This window comes from Actinomyces bovis (assembly GCF_900444995.1).
Lineage (GTDB): Bacteria > Actinomycetota > Actinomycetes > Actinomycetales > Actinomycetaceae > Actinomyces > Actinomyces bovis.
The window spans coordinates 274,061-293,542 of record NZ_UAPQ01000001.1 but is presented as its reverse complement, the minus strand read 5'-3'; the positions used below and the strand labels follow the sequence as shown (position 1 = coordinate 293,542).

Genomic DNA, 19,482 nt, shown 5'->3' with positions numbered 1-19,482 from the left:
TGGGTGGCATGACTGAGGGCATGGCAGCGCGGCTGTGCGCCAACGCTGCCTCGAGTGTCAGGAGTGCGGACAATGATCGTCCCCCGCTACTACGAGGACCTTTCTGTTCTTCACGAGAACACGCTGCCGCCCCGGGCGTACTACGTCCCGGACTCGGGGGCGGCGCCCAGACCAGTGCCACAGCGCGAGCGTTCCGACCGCTTCCAGCTGCTGACCGGCACCTGGATGATGGCCTACTACCCGTCGGTCCACGAGCTCACGGAGCCCTTCTGGCAGGAGGGTGCGGACCTCTCCGGCTTCCGCGCGCACGAGGTGCCGGGGACCTGGCAGTTCCAGGGGCTGGACGCCCACCAGTACACCAACGTCCGCTACCCCATCCCCCTGGATCCCCCCTTCGTCCCGCAGGACAACCCCGCCGGGGCCTACCTCACCAGCTTCGACTACGTGTCCGACCCCGCCGCCCCGACCACCACGCTCGTCTTCGAGGGGGTGGACTCCTGCTTCTACGTCTGGCTCAACGGCACCTACGTCGGCTACAGCCAGGTGAGCCACGCCACCAGCGAGTTCGACGTCTCCGCCCTGGTCCGGGCGGGCGGCAACCGCCTGGCGGTCCTGGTGCTCAAGTGGTGCGACGGCACCTACCTGGAGGACCAGGACAAGTTCCGCACCACCGGCATCTTCCGCGACGTCTACCTCCTCAAGCGCCCCACGGCCCACGTGCACGACTACGTCGTCACCACCACTGTCGGCCAGCAGCCGGGGGACCGGGCGGTGGTCAGCCTGCGCGCCTCCTTCCGTGGCGGTGAGCCGCAGGTGCGCGCCGTCCTGACCGACGACGCCGGCACCCGGCTGGCGGCGGGCGAGCTCCGGCGCACCGGGGACGACGACGAGCCCCACCCCTGGTCGGTAGAGCTCCCGGTCGACCAGCCGCGCCTGTGGAGCGCGGAGGACCCCTACCTCTACAACCTGGAGATCGTCGCGGCCGACGAGGTCATCCGCGAGCGCGTCGGGGTGCGGACGGTCCGGGCCGCAGGGCCGGTGCTCCTGGTCAACGAGCGGCCGGTCAAGCTGCGGGGCGTCAACCGCCACGACTCGGACCCGCTGACCGGGCCCACGGTCAGCCTGGCGCACATGGAGCGCGACCTGCGTCTCATGCGGGAGCACAACGTCAACGCCGTGCGCAGCGCCCACTACCCGAACGACCCGCGCTTCTACCAGCTCTGCGACGAGTACGGCTTCTACGTCATGAGCGAGGCGGACAACGAGAGCCACGGCACCCAGACGCAGTTCCTGGAGGACAGCTCCTGGCCCAACGTCGTCGAGCACTGGAACGAGCGGATCGCCAACAACCCCGACTGGATCGAGCCGACCCTGGACCGTGTCCGCCTGTGCGTGACCCGTGAGCGCAACCGCCCCTCGATCATCTCCTGGTCCGCCGGCAACGAGTGCGCCTACGGGTGGACCTTTGAGGCGGCCCTCCTGTGGATGAAGACGGTCGACCCCACCCGGGTCACGCACTACGAGTCCGCCTACTACCGCTCCCAGGACCGCCGCTACGACTACTCCAGCATCGACCTCTACTCGCGCATGTACCCGGCGCTGGACGAGATCCGCGAGTACCTGGCCGCTGAGCCGGACAAGCCCCTGGTCCTGGTCGAGTACAGCCACGCCATGGGCAACGGCCCCGGGGACCTGGAGGACTACTGGCAGCTGATCCTGGATGAGCCCAGGATGTGTGGCGGCTTCGTCTGGGAGTGGTGCGACCACGCCGTGCGCGCAGGCACCACGCCGGAAGGCCGGCCGGTCTACCTCTACGGCGGCGACCACGGTGAGACCGTCCATGACGGCAATTTCTGCGTGGACGGCCTGGTGCGCCCGGACCGCGTCCCGCACACCGGCCTCAAGGAGCTGTGGAACGTGCAACGGCCGGTGCGGGTCTGTGGGACCGACCTCCCGGCGGGCACGCTCCGCCTACGCAACCTGCTCGACTTCACCCCCCTGCGCGGCACGGTGGAGCTCACGGCGGTGCTCACGGTGGACGGCGCCGTGGCCGCCACCTGCCCCCTGGGCCTGGAGGAGCCGGTGGAGCCCGGCGCCACCACCACGGTCACCCTGCCCCAGCCCCTGCTCGACGCCGTTCCCGACGCTGGGCGGTGCACGCTCACGGTCGAGTACCGCCTGGCGCGCCCCCTGCCGCTGCTGGAGCCGGGCCACCTGCTCGGCTTCGACGAGCTACCGGTCCCCACCGTGGACCCCCGCCCGGCCGCCGTCCGGGAGGTCCTGGACCGGGAGGCCTGCGGGGTGCCGCCCCGGGCCACGACCAGCAGCACCTGCATCACCGTGACCGGCAGCGGCTTCCGCTACGTGTTCGACCGGCGCTGCGGGATGCTGGCCGAGGCGGAGGTCTCCGGGAACCGGCTGCTGGACGCCCCGGTCAGCCTCAACATCTGGCGGGCCCCCACCGACAACGACCGCCACCTCCAGGTCGAGTGGAAGCGGGCCCGCTACGACCAGGCCTGTACACGCGCCTACTCCTGCCAGGAGACCACCAGCGGCGCCCAGGTCACGGTCGAGGCACAGGTCGCCGTGGTGGCCCCGACGGTCCAGCCGATCCTGCGGGGCACCGTCCGCTGGGTCGTGGACCCCGGCGGCGCCCTGGCCGTCACGGTCACCGCGGCCCGCGAGGACCAGTTCCCCCTCCTGCCCCGGTTCGGACTGCGCCTGTTCCTGCCCCGCGAGCTGGACGCCGTCAGCTACACGGGCCTGGGACCCCAGGAGGGCTACGTAGACAAGCACCGGGCCTGCCGCTACGGCACCTACTCAGGAACCGTCGCGGAGCTGGTGGAGCGCTACACGCGCCCCCAGGAGAGCGGCTCACGCACAGGCTGCGACCACCTGGAGGTCTCCAGCGAGCAGCTGAGCCTGCGGGTGCTCTCCCCGACCCCGTTCAGCTTCAACGCCTCGCCGTACACGCAGGAGCAGCTGGCCGCCACCGCGCACGACCACGAGCTCGTCGAGAGCGGCAGCACCGTGCTGTGCCTGGACGCCGCCCAGTCCGGCGTCGGCTCCGCCAGCTGCGGCCCGGCCCTGCAGGAGCAGTACCGCCTCGCAGCCAAGAACCTGTCGGCCTCCTTCGTCCTGGTCGCCGACCCCCACTGACCCCAACCACGCCTCAACGAGGAGAAGATCCCTATGAACGACAAGAAGTACCTGAAGTGGTACAACAAGCTCGGATACGGCACCGGAGACATCGCCGGGAACGTCGTCTACGCCTTCCTGGCGTTCTTCGTCATGATCTACCTGACCGACACCCAGGGGATGAGCGCCGGGGTCGTCGGCACCCTGATGATGCTCTCCAAGCTGTTCGACGGCTTCTCGGACTTCATATTCGGGGTCCTGATGGACAAGACGCGCTCGCGGATGGGCAAGGCCCGGCCCTGGATGTTCTGGGGCTTCTTCGGGTGCGCCGCCATGATCATCGCGATATTCGCGATCCCCGTCAGCCTGGGGGACACCGCCAAGTACGCCTGGTTCTTCGTGGCCTACTCCCTGCTGAACGCGGGCTTCTACACGGCGAACAACATCGCCTACGGCGCGCTGACGGCGCTCATCACGAAGAACGCCAACGAGCGGGTGCAGATGGGCTCGATCCGCTTCGTCTTCGCCTTCGGCACGAGCCTGGCGATCCAGGCTGCCACAGTCGGTGCCGTGGACGCGCTGGGAGGCGGGGCGGAGGGCTGGCGGGCGGTCGCCGTCATCTACGCCCTGATAGGGCTCTTCTGGAACAGCGTGGCGGTCTTCTCCGTGCGGGAGCTCACTCCTGAGGAGCTGGCCGACGCCGGGGCCGGCGCGGTCGAGGACCGGATCCCGCTCAAGGAGTCGCTGCAGCTGCTGCGCGCCAACAGGTACTACATGCTCCTGGTGGTCATGTTCATCATCATGCAGCTCTTCGGGGCGCTCAACGGTATGGGCATCTACTTCATGACCTACGTCCTGCACGACCCGAAGCTGCTGGGGGCCTTCGCCTGGGCCTCCAACGTCCCGCAGATGCTCGGCCTGCTCGTGCTGCCCTTTATCGTGGCCAAGGTCGGGAACATGCGGCGCGTGGACCTGTGGGGCTACGTGGTCGCGATCGCCGCCCGCGTCGGCATCATCGTGGGCGGGTACATGCTGAACGTCCCGGTGATGCTCTTCTTCACGGCGGTGGCCATGCTGGGCACCTCCGCGCTGCAGGGCACGCTGACGGCGCTGATCGCGGAGGCCAGTGAGTACACCTACCTGCGCTCCGGCAAGCGGGTGGACGGGCTCATGTTCTCCTGCACCTCGCTGGGCACCAAGCTCGGCGGGGGACTGGGAACCGCCATGTCCGGCTGGCTCCTGAGCGCCGCCGGGTACGTGAGCTCCACCTCCGGGCAGACGGTCGAGCAGCCGCACTCCGTGATCACCATGCTGCAGGTCTCCTACCTCTGGCTGCCGACCGCCGCCTTCCTGGTGGTCATGGGGCTCCTGTGGTTCATCGACGTCGAGCAGGTCAACGAGCGGCTCCGCGGTGAGGCGGCCGCCTCGGTGGAGCATGCGGCGCAGGCCTGACCGTCAGGCGCTGGGCGCCCCCGGCCCTAGGTGGCGCCGCGGGGGCGCCCAGCAGCAGCAAGCAGCAGCAGAAGGCCGCCGTCACCACGGGGGCGACGACGGCCTGGCTGAGCCGGAGGGCTGGTGCCGCAACTCAGGCGTTGCGGGTAACCTTCCCGGCCTTGAGGCAGGACGTGCACACGTTCAGGCGCTTGGGGGCGCCCTTCACGATCGCACGCACGCGCTGGATGTTCGGGTTCCAACGGCGGCTGGTCCGCACGTGGGAGTGCGAGACGCTCTTGCCGAAGATGGGGCCCTTGCCGCAGACGTCGCACACAGCAGCCACGGTTCACTCCTGAAATCTTCTTGCGGAGCGCGGAGCCTGCAGGCCCTGCGCCAGGTCTACCGCCCGACGGTACGCGCCGCGGGCAACCCCGCAACCATAGCCGAAGCGCCCTACCGGCCCCAAACCTGGCAGGCGTGGGGTGAGGCACAACCAGGCCTGCCAGGTAACCTTTGCCAAGGCGGACAGCCCAGACCCGCCACCTGGACCAGGGCAGCAGAGTCTGCCAAACCAGGCCACTGTAAATATTCAGGGCAGGAGGGAGACGCCGTGCCTGACACCACCCCCACTCCTGCCATTGCCCTGAGCGCTCCCGTGCTGACTCGTTGGCTGCGTCTAGCCCAGGCTGTAGCTGAGGCCAGTCAGGACCTAGTGGACTGCCTGAACGTCTTTCCTGTCCCTGACGCTGACACCGGCACCAATTTCTTGCTGACCATCCGGGCCGCCGCTGATGCTCTGGCCCTGCTGCCGCAGCGGCCCGACGTCGCCCAGACGGCCCGTGCCGCCGCAGACGGTGCGGTGCGCGGCGCCCGCGGCAACTCCGGCCTGCTGCTTTCTCAAGCCCTGGCAGCTTTGGCTGACGTATCCGCTCAGGCCCCAGATCCCAGGGGCTTGCGGCCAGTGGAACTGGTGCACGCTTACGAGCGCATGGCCAAAGACACTCGCGCCGCCGTCTCGCGCCCAGTGGATGGCACCCTGCTAACCGTGGCGCAAGATGCCGCCATCGCCGCGCGCGGCGCCCTCCAGGACCCTAAAGCCACCCCCAGCCTCGCCTCTGTGGCTGCTGCTGCCGCCTTGGGTGCTCAAGAGTCAGTGGTGGAGACTGCAGGCCTGGGGCATGGTCCGGTGGATGCCGGCGGCGCCGCCCTAATGCTCCTATTCACAGCCCTGAGCGACGCCGTAGCTGCCGGCCCTGGACACCCGGGAGGCGAAACCCCACAGGCTGCCGCCGCCACCGCCGCCCCCCTTACCGACGTCGCTCATCAGATGCTCCTAGAGCTAGCCGCCGGAGGCATCACCCACGGCGCCGAACAAGTGGAGGGAAGCTCCACAGGTGAGTTCGAGGTCATGTACCTGCTGGAAGCCACCGCCGCCCAGGCTGCCGAACTGCGCAGCACTCTGGAACAGATCGGTGACAGTGTGGGCGTAGTCGGCACCCCAGACGCCCTAGGCGTGGGCCTGTTCCAGGTACATGTGCACACTGACACCCCCCGGGCTGCCCTGCCCCGCAGTGGATCAGTCCGCCAGGTCTGCGTGCACCACCTGCACCGCACCGCCCTGGTGCAGGATGCTCCCACCGCCGAACCGCCCCTTCCCCGTGGGCACCGCAATCCTGGAGCCTCAGTGGTCTCTTTTGAGCGCCTCGCGGCCCACCGTCGCAAGGCGGGGGAAGCCGCTGGCCCGGCTCCTCGCAGCACCGCCCGCCCCGGCATCGGGGTAATCGCCTGCACACGCGCCCCCGGTCTGATTGAACAGCTGGCGCGCACCGGCGCTGTGGTGGTCTTGAACCCGCAGCGGGAGGGCATTGTGCGGGCCGCCGGTGACCTGGGCACCAGTCAGGTCCTAGTGCTGCCCTGCGACGCTGCCTCTGCCACCCAGGCGCATGAAGCTGCTCGCCACCTACAGGCGCGCTCCGCCGTCTCCTGCGTGGCTGGGCCCGGTGGGGAGCGCAGCCGCGGCACACTGCCAGCCGCGGGCAGCCCCGCCCTCCAGCTCCTCGTCTGCGACACCAACGACGAGGCCGGCGTGCTGGCAGCCGCCGTCACCGTGGCAGGGCATGTCAACACTGACACTCTGGGGGAGGCCACTGCACGGGCCGCTTCCGCTGCCGCCGCTGTGCGCACGATTGCCTTGTCTGGGGAGCAGGCCGAGCCGGATGCGGTTGCTGCCGCCTTGGCTAACGCGCTGCGTCACGGCGTCGAATTGGTGACCGTCATTTTGGGGCGCGATGCCGCCCCTGATATTGGCGCCACCGTGAACAGCGCCGTCAGTTCCTCCGCGTACGGGCACGGCTTTTATGACGTGGAGGTTGTGATCCATGCGGGCGGGCAACCGGCCCCCGACGTCCTGATCGCCGTTGAGTAACGGGCTGGCAGATACCCCCGGGCGCGGTGACCGGAGCGCTGCTCCGCGCGGGGCCGTGCCCCTGTTGGAACGGCCTTTGGAGCGGGTGCTTGGCTCCGCCACTGCTAAGCACTTGGCTGCTCTGGGGCTAAACACCGGGGCGGACCTGCTGCGCCACCTGCCGCGTCGCTATGAGTCTTGGGGGGAGCTGACCGACCTGCGCACCCTGCTTGCAGGTGAGACTGCCACTATTCAGGCCCAGGTCTTGCGCGCTTCCTCCCGCCGTACCCGCTCCGGCCGTCCACCGGCGCTGCTGGAGGCGGTGGTCACCGACGGCGTCTCCCAGATGGATGTGGTGCTTTTTGGGGCTGCCGGGATGATGCGCTCCTACGCTGACCGTCTGCCAGCTGGTGCCACGGTGCTTATGAGCGGCAAGGTGGGACTGCGTCATGGTCGCCACCAGCTCACCGGTGCACGCTTCCAGGTGCTTGATGAACTCGACGACGCCGAGCGTGAGGCCTTGCTGGTCCGCCCTATCCCCGTCTATCCGGCTAGTGAAGCCTTGCCCTCCTGGCGTGTGGCCAAGGCGGTCCGCATCCTCCTGGATCAACTAGCGCCCGGGGAGGTGCCCGAGCCGCTGCCGGAGCAGATTCGCTTCAGTGCCGGCTTAGTCGACGTGTTAACCGCCTACCAGTGGGCGCACCACCCGGCAGATGAGCAGCAATGGCGGGCCGCACGCAAGCGCCTGCGTCACGAGGAGGCCTTCGTCTTGCAGGCGGCGCTAGCTCAACAGCGCCTGCGCCACCAAAGTGAGAAAGCTGCCGTGGCCTGGCCGATTCCCGCCGCCACTGGCTCTCTGCGCGCGGACCTGGACGCCGCGCTGCCTTACACCTTGACCTCTGGGCAGCGGCGCGTGGGGGAGGAGCTGGCATTGGCTTTGGCCTCCACCACCCCCATGCAGCGGCTGCTGCAAGGAGATGTGGGTTCGGGTAAAACCCTGGTGGCTCTGCGCGCAATGCTGCAAGTGGTTGGGGGTGGGGGGCAAGCGGCCTTGCTAGCACCAACGGAGGTTTTGGCCGCCCAACATGCGGCCTCTCTGCGCGCCCTGCTGGGGCCCCTGGCTGAGGGCGGCATGCTCGGTGGTGCTGAGCGGGCAACTCGCGTGCTGCTGCTGACCGGTTCAACGTCAGCGCCGCAACGCCGCCAACTGCTGGCCGATCTCGCTGCCGGTGAGCCGGTGATCGTGGTGGGCACACATGCGCTGCTCTCTGAGACTGTGCAACTGCCCCGTCTGGGCCTAGTGGTGGTGGATGAGCAGCACCGCTTTGGTGTGGCGCAGCGCGATGCTTTGCGTGAACGCGGGGGAGTGCTGGATCCGGCCACAGGGGAACGCGCGGTGCCCCACCTGTTGGTTATGACCGCCACCCCTATCCCGCGCACCATCGCCATGACGGTATTTGGAGACCTAGAGTCCAGCATTCTGGACGAGTTGCCAGCTGGGCGCGCGCCGGTGGCCACGCACCTGGTGCCCTGGGAGCGTGAGTCCTGGGTGGAGCGGGTTTGGCAGCGTGCGGCCCAGGAGGTAGCCGCGGGCGGGCGCGTATATGTGGTTTGCCCACGTATTGACGCTGACGACGACGGCACTCAAGACGACGGCGAGGTCCCATTAAAGCTGACGGCACCTGGTGAGGCTGAGGCCGACTCCCGGCCATTGGCCTCTGTCACCGAATGGCAGCAGCGCCTAGCTGCTGAGCCCGCCTTGGCAGGTGTGGGTGTGGGGGTGCTCACTGGCCGCATGGGGCCAGCCGAGAAGGAGGCAGCCATGGGGGCTTTCGCCTCTGGGGACAAGCCTCTGCTGCTGGCCACCACCGTGGTGGAAGTGGGGGTGGATGTGCCTGAGGCCACCATGATGGTCATCTTGGATGCGGAGCGTTTTGGGCTGTCTCAGCTGCATCAGCTGCGGGGCCGGGTGGGGCGCGGCAGCAAAGCTGGTATCTGCATGGCGATCACCGGTGCCCAGGTGGGCACCACCGCCTATCACCGCTTGCGGGCTTTTGCGAGCACGACCGATGGCTTCGCCCTGGCGGAGGCTGACCTGGAGCTGCGCAGTGAGGGCGACGTGCTGGGGGCCGCTCAGTCCGGTCGGGCTAGTGGCTTGAGCCTGCTGCGGGTGCGCCGGGACGCGGCGCTGATTGCACGCGCCCGGCAGGAGGCTAGCGACGTCGTCGCCGCTGACCCCTGGTTACGCAGGCATAGGGCGCTCGCGGTGGCTATTGCTGATCGACTCGATGAGGAATCCCAGGCCTACCTGGAGCGCTCCTGAGCGGGGAGGTTCTTTAGGCGGCACTACTGACCTTCAAAGGCTTACCAGCAGCTATTATCGCGTGATAAAGTGGGTGTATCCACGCAAAGTCGCGTGGTCCCTGACGAAAGCGATAGCCATGTCCACCACAGACGTCGGCGCGTACGAGATCGACCCCCAGCGCGCTAGGTTCATCAAGAAGCACTCCTCGACCCTGATCGCCTTCGGTGAGTTCATCGATGGCTACGACCTCACCGTGATTGGTGTGGCGATGGTCTTCCTGACCAAGAACTTCGCCTTAACCGCCGCAGACAAGGGCCTGTTGGTCGCCGTCTCTTTTATTGGCACGGCCATAGGTCTGGTTGTCTTCGGAGACCTATCAGACCGGATTGGACGCAAACGCGTCTTCGCCTTCAACCTATGGGTTTTTATCCTTACAGCTATCGGCGCCGCCCTCATCACCCAGGTATGGATGCTGTGGGTTATGCGCTTCCTGATTGGTGTAGCCATCGGGATGGATCTATCTACCTCAGCCGCCTTCCTGGCAGAAATCGCCCCTAAGGCACGGCGTGGCCGTATCACGGGCTCTCTGCTCAACCTTATGATCGTGCTCGGCGCGATTTTCTCCGTACTGCTGGCTCTAGTGCTCTATGCCGTGGTTCCCGAAGCGCACCAGGAATGGATCTGGAGAGGCATGTTCCTCTTCGCCGCTGTGCCGGCCTTCATCGTGCTCATGCTGCGCCGTCGGCTCCCCGAATCTCCCCGCTGGCTCATCCAAAACGGCCAGGAGCAAAAAGCCTGGGCCATCATCCGGGCACTAGGTCTGTCTGAGGAGATCACCGAAGCCAAGCCCAAGAAATCCAACCGTGAATACCGCACCCTCTTCCATGGTGAGGCGCGTCGTCGCGTCCTGGTGTGCACGGCCTTCTTCATGCTCAACTCCACCGCAGGGCCGGTGGTCTCCTTTATGGGGCCGATCATCTTCGCGCAGGCTGGTGTACCCAAATCCAACAACCTGCTGGTCACTTTGGCTGCCAACTCGGTAGCAGCCATCGCCCTGCTGGTGGGAGCCCTGTTCATCGACAAGGTCAACCGGCGGGCCCTGGGACTGGCAACCTCCGCAGTCCTCACTGTGGCCGCTGCGGTGCTCGGACTATTTGGCGGAGTCTCCCAAGTCTTCCTCTTTGGGGCCTTCATCATCTGGAGCTTCACCACCTACTTTGGGCCCGGCATGCTCTCCGTCGTCTGGTCGGTGGAGGCCTACCCCACGGAGCTGCGAGGCTTTGGAGCAGGCTTCACACAATCAATGGCGCGAGTTATGTCCGCCACCGTGGTTTTCCTCATCCCGATCCTGGTTGCCAAGTACGGCTACTACGGGATCGCTCCCTTCTCGCTGGTCTACCTGCTTATGTTCCTCCTAGTTCTAGCCAACCCCTGGCTAGCCTCGACTTCTGACCACTTGGAGTCGGTCACTGGGCAGGAAACCGCCGCTGCAGGCACCGGGCACTGAACGTCATGCAGCCCAGCAAGCGCCCAAGCCTCCACCAAGGCCAGTGCATTGCCTCTGGTGGAGGTTTGGGCGGCTCTTCACTGGCTCTGCCTGGGGCGCGTGGTTTTCCGCAGGCTCGCGCCGGTCGGCAGCGTGGTCAACAAAGAGTCGGAGCGGGGGCTACTACACCCCTCGATAACTGCCGCGGTGGCGAGCGCCCCCAGCTGCCCCACCGGCCACTTCACGGAGGACAGGCCCAGCAATGCGGCAGGGCCACTCTCAACGTCCCCAAAGCTGAAAACTTGGACGTCACGTGGGACCTCCAGCCCACGCTCCTGGAGGATCTCAAGGGCGCAGGCACCAAGCTGGTCATTGCCGGTAAACACCAGATCAGCACGCTGCTCCACAACGGCATGCATGCACTGCCGAGCGTCTTGGGCCAGCCAGCCTGGCGCGGTGAGTACCTGCGCTTGGGGGAATCGTTCCAGGAAAGGTTTTACCCGGTCCGACCACTGGCCTGGCCCCAGGAGTATGACCGGGCGCCTGACACTGTCAATGTCGATCTGCTCAAGCATCTCCCGCACCCCGCGGGCCTCATCGATTCCCAGGCTAGCACAGCCGGGACCGGGCACGGCCTCACCGCCAGTGCGGATCCAGGCCGTGGGCACCTCCGAGCGGCCGAGGAGCTCTGCAGCAGGTTCCATCGACGGGTCGGCACGGCACACCGCCCCGGCGAGTTCCACCTCGCGGAGTGTCTCCTCGACTATCTCGCAGGGGTGAGCAGAGATAGGTACCGGCAGGACGAAGTGCCCTCGTGCACGGGCCGCATCTATGCAGCCGGTAAGGACCTCATTGAACACAGGCAACCGCAGAGATACCGGCAGGTCCGGGAAGAACAAAGCCACCACCTTGCTCGACTGGTACCGGAAGGTTCGCGCCGCCGCCCGCGGGACGTAACCGACGGTCCTGGCAGCCTGCCGGACCCGCTCAGCGGTGCGGGGCGAGAAGCCCAGTTCCTCGGCCCTGCCGTTCATGACATGCGATACGGTCGCCACAGACACTCCTGCTGCTTTGGCCACGTCTGCCCTTGTCGCCCGTGCCACGCCTGACCTTTCCCAGCTGTCCGTTTACCGTCATCGTACCCACGCTACTAAGACCAGACTCGGAGCCACGAATATGTCCATGACCGAGAACAACCAGACGGGCCAGACCCGACCTTCCTTCCTCGTCGTGCTCACTGATGACCAAGGGCCCTGGGCGACTAGTCGCCACTGGCCTGAGCTCATCACCCCCACCCTTGATGAGATCACCGAGCACGCCACAGTCTTTGAGAACTACTACTGCGCCTCGCCCGTGTGCTCTCCGGCGCGCGCCTCCCTCATGACCGGGTACATGCCCTCTGCTCATGGCGTTCACGACTGGCTGGTGGGAGGCCGACACCCTGACGACCGTGAGCAAACCTTCCTGGAGGGAATGGCGACCCTGCCAGAGGTCCTGCATGAAGCAGGCTATGTCACCGCCATGTCTGGCAAGTGGCATGTGGGCACCTCGCAGCAATCTGCCCCCGGCTTCGACCTGTGGTACGCCCACCGCTACGGTGGCGGCCCCTACTACAACGCCCCTATCTGGGACTCTGACGGGCAGGAAGCTGAGGAACCTCGCTACTTCACCGACGCCGTCGCCGAAGAAGCCTGCCAGATGCTCGCTGAAATCGCCTCGCGTGCCAAGCCTGACGGCGCCGCCCCGCCCTTCTACCTGCAGGTCAATTTCACTGCGCCGCATTCGCCCTGGCTCAACAATCATCCGGCGGAGTTGACCGATCTGTACGCGGACACACAGTTCCCCTCGGTGCCTCGAGAAGAGCCTCACCCTTGGACTAAGACCTATGACGATTTTGCTGCGGCCTTCGCAGATCCGGTCCCGAGTCTGCGGGGCTACGCAGCTTCCCTAACCGGGGTGGACCGGGCTGTGCGCACACTGCTCGACGCGCTGGAGCAGCACTGCCTTGCTGAGGACACGGTGATTGTCTATATGGCAGACAATGGTTTTAGTTGTGGGCACCATGGCCTGTGGGGCAAGGGCAACGGGACTTATCCCTTGAACTTTTGGGAAAACTCAGTGCGGGTCCCTTGTCTGATCTCCTTGCCGGGGCAGAAGGAGAGCCGAGTGGTGGAGCAGTGCGTATCTGCCTGCAGTTTTTTTGACACACTCTGTGAGTTGGCCGGGGTAAGCGTGGAACCAGACCCGCTGCGTGGGGCAGGCTCGGTGGCTGGGCTGCTGCGGGGCGAGGCGGAGGCGGAGGAAGCTGTGGTGGTTTATGACGAATACGGTGGCGGCCGCATGATCCGCAAGGGGGCCTACAAGTTCATTGACCGCTATGACGGGCCGCGTGAACTCTATGACTTGGTGACAGATCCTCAAGAACGGGAAAACCTGGTGGATCTGCCGTCCCGGGCCGCCCTGGTGCGTGAGCTCTCCGATGAGTTGCACGAGTGGTTCCGCGACCACGAGACTGACACTGAGCGTGCCTATCACCGAGACGTGCGCGGTCGGGGGCAGGTGCACCCGCCCCGAGATGGTTACGACGACGCCCGCACCTATGTGCTGGGGGAGAAGTCGATGGACGGCGTAGACAAGATGGTCGGCTGACCACATGCCGGTGAACCCGCCCAGCCTGGGCGGTGCCCGGCAACGTCGGACACCGCCCATGACCGTCATCGCCAAGCCAACAGGTGCCGGCTGCAACCTGGACTGCCAATACTGCTTTTTCCTGAGCAAAGAGTTGTTGTACGACGTCCCGCGCCAACTCATGAGCGAGGAAACGCTGCGGCTCTACATTCAGCGTTTCCTAGAGGCCAGCCCTGACGGCGAGGTGACGATGCTGTGGCAAGGGGGTGAGCCCACCCTGCGCGGCCTGGACTTCTTCCGCAAAGTAGTTGAACTATGCGAGGAGCTGCGGCGTCCAGCCCAGCAGGTGGGGCACGCCTTGCAAACCAACGGCACTCTAATTGATGAGCGCTGGGCACAGTTCTTGCGCCAAGAGGACTTTCTGGTGGGAGTCTCGGTGGATGGCCCGCAGGAACTCCATGACGTCTACCGGGTGAACCGTGCTGGACGTGGCACCCATGAGCTAGTGGTGCGTGGCTGGGAGCACTTGCAACGCGCCGGGGTGAGGTGCAATGTGCTGTGCACGGTTCACGCCGCCAATCAGGACCACGGCGTGGAGGTCTATCGCTACCTACGCGACAGTCTGGGGGCGCACTTCATCCAATTCATTCCCATCGTAGAGCGGGTTTCCCAGCGCAATCTGGAGGCCGCGGAGGCTGGTTGGAGGGGGCAGGACGGCACCCGCCTGTTGTACCGCCAGGTGGGGCGGAGCACGACCTCACGTTCAGTGCTCCCTGAGCGCTACGGGAACTTCCTATCTGCAGTATTTGATGAGTGGGTAGTCCGTGATGTAGGGACCGTGTTTGTGCAGGACTTTGATGCCGCTCTGTCCTCCCTATTTGGCATCTACTCCAGCTGTGTCCACGCTCCACAGTGCGGCAATAACCTCGCCTTGGAGTTCAATGGCGATGTCTATACCTGTGACCACTGGGTGGAACCGGATTGGCTTCTGGGCAGCATTGAGCACGCGCCGTTTGACGAACTTGTGGACAGCTTGCGGATGCGTCGCTTCGCTCGTAAAAAGCAGTGGGAACTGACCAAGCAGTGCTGCCGCTGCCCGTTCCTACGTCTGTGCTGGGGTGGATGCCCCAAAGATAGATTTACTAATTCTATCGACGGTGAGCCGGGGCACAGCTATCTGTGTGCGGGATATTCGCGTTTCTACGCCCACGCGCTGGCGGACCTGGGGGCGATGGCGCAGCTGGTACGGGCAAACCGGGCTCCCGCACAGGTGATGGACCCGGCAGTGCGCTCAGCCTTGCGTGGCTGAGGCTAGAAAGGGCGGTTTTGTGGAGCTGATGACGGCGGTTGCTGCCGGGCTACTGATCGGGGTGGTTGTGGGGGCCCTCGGAGCTGGCGGAGGCATTCTTTCAGTGCCGGTCCTGACCCATGTGCTAGGCCAGTCAGCGCATGACGCCGCAGCTGGAAGCCTAGTGATAGTGACCCTTACGGCTTTGGCGGCTTTGTGGCCCGCTATGCGCGACCACCGGGTGTGCTGGCGTGACGGCTTGCTATTTGGGGCACTGAGCACGCTTGGTTCGGTTATTGCTACGCGGATCTCGGTGCGCCTTGACGGAGTTTTGCTCATGGTGCTGTTCAGCGCCATGCTGCTGGTGATCGGCCTGCTCATGCTGTGGCGGGGCTGCGTGACGGCACGTATGCCCCGGCAGGAGCATGAGGAACAGCGGCGACGAGGAGCGGGCGTTATCGTGCTGGCGGCAAGCGCTTGCGGGCTCTTAACTGGTTTCTTCGGTGTGGGTGGAGGCTTCATAGTGGTCCCGATGCTGGTGTTGGCTCTGGGCTTCAGGATCAAGGAGGCCTCTGGTACCTCACTGGTGGTCATGATCATGGCGGCTGCGGCAGGGCTGACTGCACGGGTGGGCACGCCAGTGAGCATTGACTGGCCAGTAGTGCTGGTTTTCGCTGTGGCTTCAATGTGTGGTGGGCTGGTGGGCGGGCCTATAACACGCCGGGTCTCGTCCTCCACGCTGACAACGGCCTTCGGAGTGCTGCTCCTAGCTGTGAGTGTTGCCAGCCTCTTGCCTGTGCTGGGGCAATTATCAGCTCGATGAGGAGCCCCAGGTCTGCCTGGAGCGCTCCTGAGGGGGGCGTGGATGGCGGTGGCGCTGCGCGCTTCCGGTGATTATGTCCGCTACTGCCTTCTGTCTCTATTTTGTAGGTAGACGAAGAGAGTTAGAATAGCGCCAACAATTATCGCAGATGGCCAGCTGGCATTAAACTTGCCTCCATTTGAACTTTCTAAGTTAAGCATCGTTACTACAGCAAAAGTAACTGCTCCACCAATGATGCCAATCAGGAGGGCTTTAGCTACGGACCCTATGTAGCGCATTAGGCCGCGTCGTCGCCGGGGTCGGTCTCAGCGAACCAGATACGCGTCTCGCCGTAGCGTTTCTCGCTGAAGCGGCGCAGGCCCTCGGGCCAATTAGGCTCAGGGGAGCGGGCGGAACGCTCCACCACGACCACTGCGCCATCGGCCAGCCAGGGGTCCTCCTCACGCACCAGTGGCTCCAATATGCCCGCTAGCTCCGCCTCCGGCAGGTCATAGGGAGGATCCAGCAGCACCAAATCCACCCCGGCGCCAGCCACCCCCGCCAGAAAAGCCGCCGCCTTAGCGGTTACCACCCGCACCCCACGCAGTCCCAAAGCCCTCACATTGGTCTCACAGACCTGCGTGGCCGCGCGAGCAGAATCCACCAGAGTCACATCCGTAGCCCCCCGGCTGGCAGCCTCCAAGCCCAAGGCCCCAGAGCCCGCGCACAAATCCAATACGCGCGCCCCAGCCACCACGCCATAGTGCTCCAGGCGACCAAACAGAGCCTCGCGCACCCGCTCAGAGGTCGGGCGAGTACCGGTGCGAGGAACCTCAATGCGTCGCCCGCCCACGTCGCCCGCCACGATCCTGGTCATGCGCAGAGCCTACGGCAGCACCCCCGCAGCCGGTAACCAGCCGATGGTCTAAACCTCAGCCATGATGCGCCACAGAACGCCCCACTTCACGAGCGTTGGACTCCGCCGTCATCATCCGCAAAATCTCCGAAATCCGCAGCCCCTGCGTGGGCACCTGAGCAGGATCAGCGAACATCAACTCGCCCAGCACGTTCTGCACATACTCCATATCCTTATCGCCCCGGCCAGACAAGTTCACCAGAATATTGACCGGCTCAGCCAACTCCTGCCCCTCCAACTCCTCCGCCATACGCAGCGCATGCGCCAAGGCGTGCGAAGACTCCAAAGCCGGAATGATCCCCTCATAGCGGGCCAGCAGCCGGAAAGCTTGCAGCGCCGCATTGTCATCGGCACCCACATAAGTGGCTCGGCCAGTGTCCATGAGGTACGCATGCTCCGGCCCGACGCCGGGGTAGTCCAAGCCCGCAGACACGGAGAAAGACTCCCCCAGGTCGCCGTCAGAAGAACGCAAAACATAGGAGCGTGAGCCATGCAGCACACCCACCACACCCCGGTTCAGCGGGGCCCCATGGCGGGAAGTATCCAGACCCTCACCCGCCGGCTCCACACCAATCAGCCCCACCTCCGCGTTGCCCGGCTCATCCTTGAGATACTCCGCAAAAGCCCCAATAGCGTTAGAACCCCCGCCCACAGCCGCCACCACGTAATCCGGCAGTCGCCCGGTGCGCTCCAACATCTGGGCGCGCGACTCCCGAGAAATCACCGACTGAAACTCCCTAACCAGAGTGGGGAAGGGGTGCGGGCCACAAGCCGAGCCCAATAGGTAGTGAGTGGTGGAAAGGTTCTCCACCCAGTCACCCAAGGCAATGTCGATTGCGTTGGACATGGAGCCGCCGTCCTCATTGGTCACCGGCACCACGGTGGCCCCCATCAGGCGCATCCGGCGCACATTGGGTTGTTGGCGGGCCACATCGGTCGCCCCCATATAGATCGTGCACTGCATGCCCATTAGGGCAGCCACCATGGCGGTGGCAGTGCCGTGCTGTCCCGCGCCAGTCTCAGCCACCAGGCGAGTCTTGCCCATGCGCTTAGCGATCAGAGCCTGCGCCAACACCTGGTTGCCTTTATGGGCGCCGCCGTGGACCAAGTCCTCACGCTTTAGGAAGATGCGGGCCTGGCCACGTCCGTGACCGGCTAAGGGCAGGTTGGCGCATTCAGTGATGGGGGTGGGGCGGCCCAAATATTCGCTCTGCAGGCGGTCCAACTCGGCCAGGAAGTCCGGGTCGGCGACGGCGTCCACGTAGGCCCGCTCCAGCTCATCGAGCACTGGTAGGAGGCGGTCGGGCACGTATTGGCCACCGTACTGGCCGAAGTACGCGCTGATCAGAGTGTCACGGAGTTTGAGCTCGGGGGCGTCAGTGGTCTGGTTGCTCATGGGAGGGACTTTCGAGTGGATTCCCTTGACTGCGGGCCCGCCGGATAAACAACCGGCCCGCTGCCTCGGGATGAGGTGCGAGCCGGAACAGGTGGTTATGACGACTTGATACTGGCTCGCCTTCAGGCGGGCCACCAGCTGCAAGTCGTCTTGAACACGCTGCCGATACTAGGCCGCCTCCGCGCCCGGAGGCAAGCAGATGCTTGTCAGCAGCGTAAAGATGGCCGCAGGGTGCACGATGCCTGGCTGCGCAGATTCGAATCTGCTTTGAGGACTTCCAAGGAAGATTTCGGCACCCACCACCAAGACAAATCGGGTCTTCGGTCAACTCACGCTAAGCCAGTACTCGCACCGCCCACTCGACCTGTCCTCAGCGAAGCGGTTACCAGCCCTCCCGGATACATACCCGGGCAACATCAGCGCGTGGCTGCGGCGTCGGCAACCAAGTACAGACCTCCCGGCGCGCGTCCCCGCAGGCTCGTGAGCGCCCGCTACGGTGAAGCCATGAGCTTGGCTGTGTACCCCGGGAGCTTTGATCCGATCACCTTGGGACACGTGGATATCGTCCGCCGCGCCCTGGGCTCCTTTGACCAAGTGGTGCTAGCAATCGGCCAAAACACCGCCAAAACCGGGCATCAGCTCTTCGACGTCGAAACTCGCTTGCGCCTGGCTCGCGAGAGCCTGGCGGGCATCGAAGGCGCCAGCGTAGACCTGACTCCCGGACTGCTCGCCTCATACTGCGAACAGGTGGGTGCCCGGGCCATAATCAAAGGGCTGCGCTCTGGCACAGACCTGGACGCCGAGGCCCCAATGGCCCTGCTCAACCGTGAGATCGGCGGCCCGGAGACCCTGTTTCTGGCGGCATCGCCCACCTACGCACACGTCTCCTCCAGCCTGGTCAAAGACGCAGTCCGCTTCGGGGCGGATATAACCAAATTTGTCACCCCCACCGTGGCCGCAGCTCTGCGCTCAGCCCTCGGAGGGAACTAAACCCTGACGGCCCGCCTGGTGCCACCAAACCATCAGCCCACTGCACGACGATAGGAAGCCACCGATGCCCACCAGCGCGACCTCCGGTGAAGACCTCATCCAGATCCTCGACGAGCTGGAGGAACTGCTCGTTACCGCACGCAATATGCCTATGAGTTCCTCCGCCCTGGTCAACCGCGACCAGGCCCTTGAGCTGGTTGAAAAAGCTCGCCGTGCCGTACCAACCTCAGTGCGCCGCGCCGGTGCAGTCCTAGCTGACGCAGACTCCGTGCTGGCCCAAGGGCGAGCCGACTCAGACAAAATCCTGCGCCGTGCCCACGAGGAGGCCGAGCGGTTGGTCTCCGCGGAGAACATCACCCGCCTGGCTGTGGAACGCGCAGATGAGATCGTCGCCGCCGCCGAGGCCAAAGCCACGGAACTGCGTCAAGGTGCGGACCAATACGCTGAACGCTCCCTAGCAGGCCTATACGAGGAAGTGGGACGGATCGCCGAGCAAATCCGCTCAGGACGTGAGGTCCTCGCCGCCCGCATGGCCGAACCGGTTACACAGCCTGCCCAAGAGGCCAAGCCGCAGACCGGCCAACCCCGCCGTCGCCCCGGCTGGTCAGTAGACCCTGCCAGCGCCTGAGCGCCACCTCACCCGCCCCCGGGACGCCAGCAGGTTCACGGCCCCGCCCACGCGCGGTAGCCTGCTC

Annotated in this window: 14 protein-coding genes; 10 read left to right on the top strand and 4 right to left on the bottom strand. The window is 65.5% G+C overall.

Translation table 11 applies throughout. From position 1 onward, the window contains the following. The first annotated feature begins 72 nt into the window (after positions 1-72). On the top strand, positions 73-3,159 hold the full coding sequence (locus DR039_RS01235; RefSeq protein WP_111835585.1) for a glycoside hydrolase family 2 TIM barrel-domain containing protein: 3,087 nt from the start codon (positions 73-75) through the stop codon (positions 3,157-3,159). Between the two features lie 33 nt (positions 3,160-3,192). Next, a complete protein-coding gene (locus DR039_RS01230; protein ID WP_111835584.1) occupies positions 3,193-4,590 on the top strand; it encodes an MFS transporter in 1,398 nt (465 codons plus the stop codon). A gap of 133 nt (positions 4,591-4,723) precedes the next feature. Here the strand turns inward: DR039_RS01230 and rpmB are convergent, their stop codons facing one another. After that, positions 4,724-4,915: a 50S ribosomal protein L28 gene (rpmB, locus tag DR039_RS01225; RefSeq protein ID WP_111835583.1), complete on the bottom strand. Its 192-nt coding sequence runs from the start codon at positions 4,913-4,915 to the stop codon at positions 4,724-4,726. A 267-nt stretch (positions 4,916-5,182) separates the two neighbouring features. On the opposite strand from rpmB, the gene DR039_RS01220 reads away from it, so the two are divergent. The 3 genes from DR039_RS01220 (at position 5,183) to DR039_RS01210 (ending at position 10,788) form a co-directional block, all read left to right on the top strand. After that, on the top strand, positions 5,183-6,997 hold the full coding sequence (locus tag DR039_RS01220; protein ID WP_111835582.1) for a DAK2 domain-containing protein: 1,815 nt from the start codon (positions 5,183-5,185) through the stop codon (positions 6,995-6,997). A gap of 55 nt (positions 6,998-7,052) precedes the next feature. Then, the gene (locus DR039_RS01215) at positions 7,053-9,299 is read left to right on the top strand and encodes an ATP-dependent DNA helicase RecG (protein ID WP_407641263.1); all 2,247 of its coding nucleotides are present in this window, start codon (positions 7,053-7,055) and stop codon (positions 9,297-9,299) included. Between the two features lie 118 nt (positions 9,300-9,417). Further along, positions 9,418-10,788, top strand: coding sequence for an MFS transporter (locus DR039_RS01210; RefSeq protein WP_111835580.1), 1,371 nt, complete (start codon positions 9,418-9,420; stop codon positions 10,786-10,788). 77 nt (positions 10,789-10,865) lie between these two features. Here the strand turns inward: DR039_RS01210 and DR039_RS01205 are convergent, their stop codons facing one another. Then, positions 10,866-11,846, bottom strand: coding sequence for a LacI family DNA-binding transcriptional regulator (locus DR039_RS01205; protein ID WP_267489817.1), 981 nt, complete (start codon positions 11,844-11,846; stop codon positions 10,866-10,868). Between the two features lie 97 nt (positions 11,847-11,943). On the opposite strand from DR039_RS01205, the gene DR039_RS01200 reads away from it, so the two are divergent. The 3 genes from DR039_RS01200 to DR039_RS01190 are packed head-to-tail and all read left to right on the top strand — an operon-like array spanning position 11,944 to position 15,506. Then, positions 11,944-13,416, top strand: coding sequence for a sulfatase-like hydrolase/transferase (locus DR039_RS01200; RefSeq protein WP_229116725.1), 1,473 nt, complete (start codon positions 11,944-11,946; stop codon positions 13,414-13,416). A 58-nt stretch (positions 13,417-13,474) separates the two neighbouring features. Further along, positions 13,475-14,704, top strand: coding sequence for an anaerobic sulfatase maturase (locus tag DR039_RS01195; protein WP_407641257.1), 1,230 nt, complete (start codon positions 13,475-13,477; stop codon positions 14,702-14,704). Beyond that, positions 14,697-15,506, top strand: coding sequence for a sulfite exporter TauE/SafE family protein (locus DR039_RS01190; protein ID WP_229116724.1), 810 nt, complete (start codon positions 14,697-14,699; stop codon positions 15,504-15,506). The genes DR039_RS01195 and DR039_RS01190 overlap by 8 nt, the downstream gene beginning before the upstream one ends. Before the next feature lie 277 nt (positions 15,507-15,783). Here the strand turns inward: DR039_RS01190 and rsmD are convergent, their stop codons facing one another. After that, positions 15,784-16,362, bottom strand: coding sequence for a 16S rRNA (guanine(966)-N(2))-methyltransferase RsmD (gene rsmD, locus DR039_RS01185; RefSeq protein ID WP_111835577.1), 579 nt, complete (start codon positions 16,360-16,362; stop codon positions 15,784-15,786). 55 nt (positions 16,363-16,417) lie between these two features. After that, a complete protein-coding gene (gene trpB, locus DR039_RS01180; RefSeq protein WP_111835576.1) occupies positions 16,418-17,797 on the bottom strand; it encodes a tryptophan synthase subunit beta in 1,380 nt (459 codons plus the stop codon). 504 nt (positions 17,798-18,301) lie between these two features. On the opposite strand from trpB, the gene coaD reads away from it, so the two are divergent. After that, entirely contained in the window at positions 18,302-18,787 is a 486-nt protein-coding gene (gene coaD, locus DR039_RS01175; RefSeq protein WP_172458340.1) for a pantetheine-phosphate adenylyltransferase, read from the top strand. A gap of 64 nt (positions 18,788-18,851) precedes the next feature. Then, positions 18,852-19,415: an ATPase gene (locus DR039_RS01170; RefSeq protein WP_111835575.1), complete on the top strand. Its 564-nt coding sequence runs from the start codon at positions 18,852-18,854 to the stop codon at positions 19,413-19,415. The last annotated feature ends 67 nt before the right edge of the window (positions 19,416-19,482 follow it).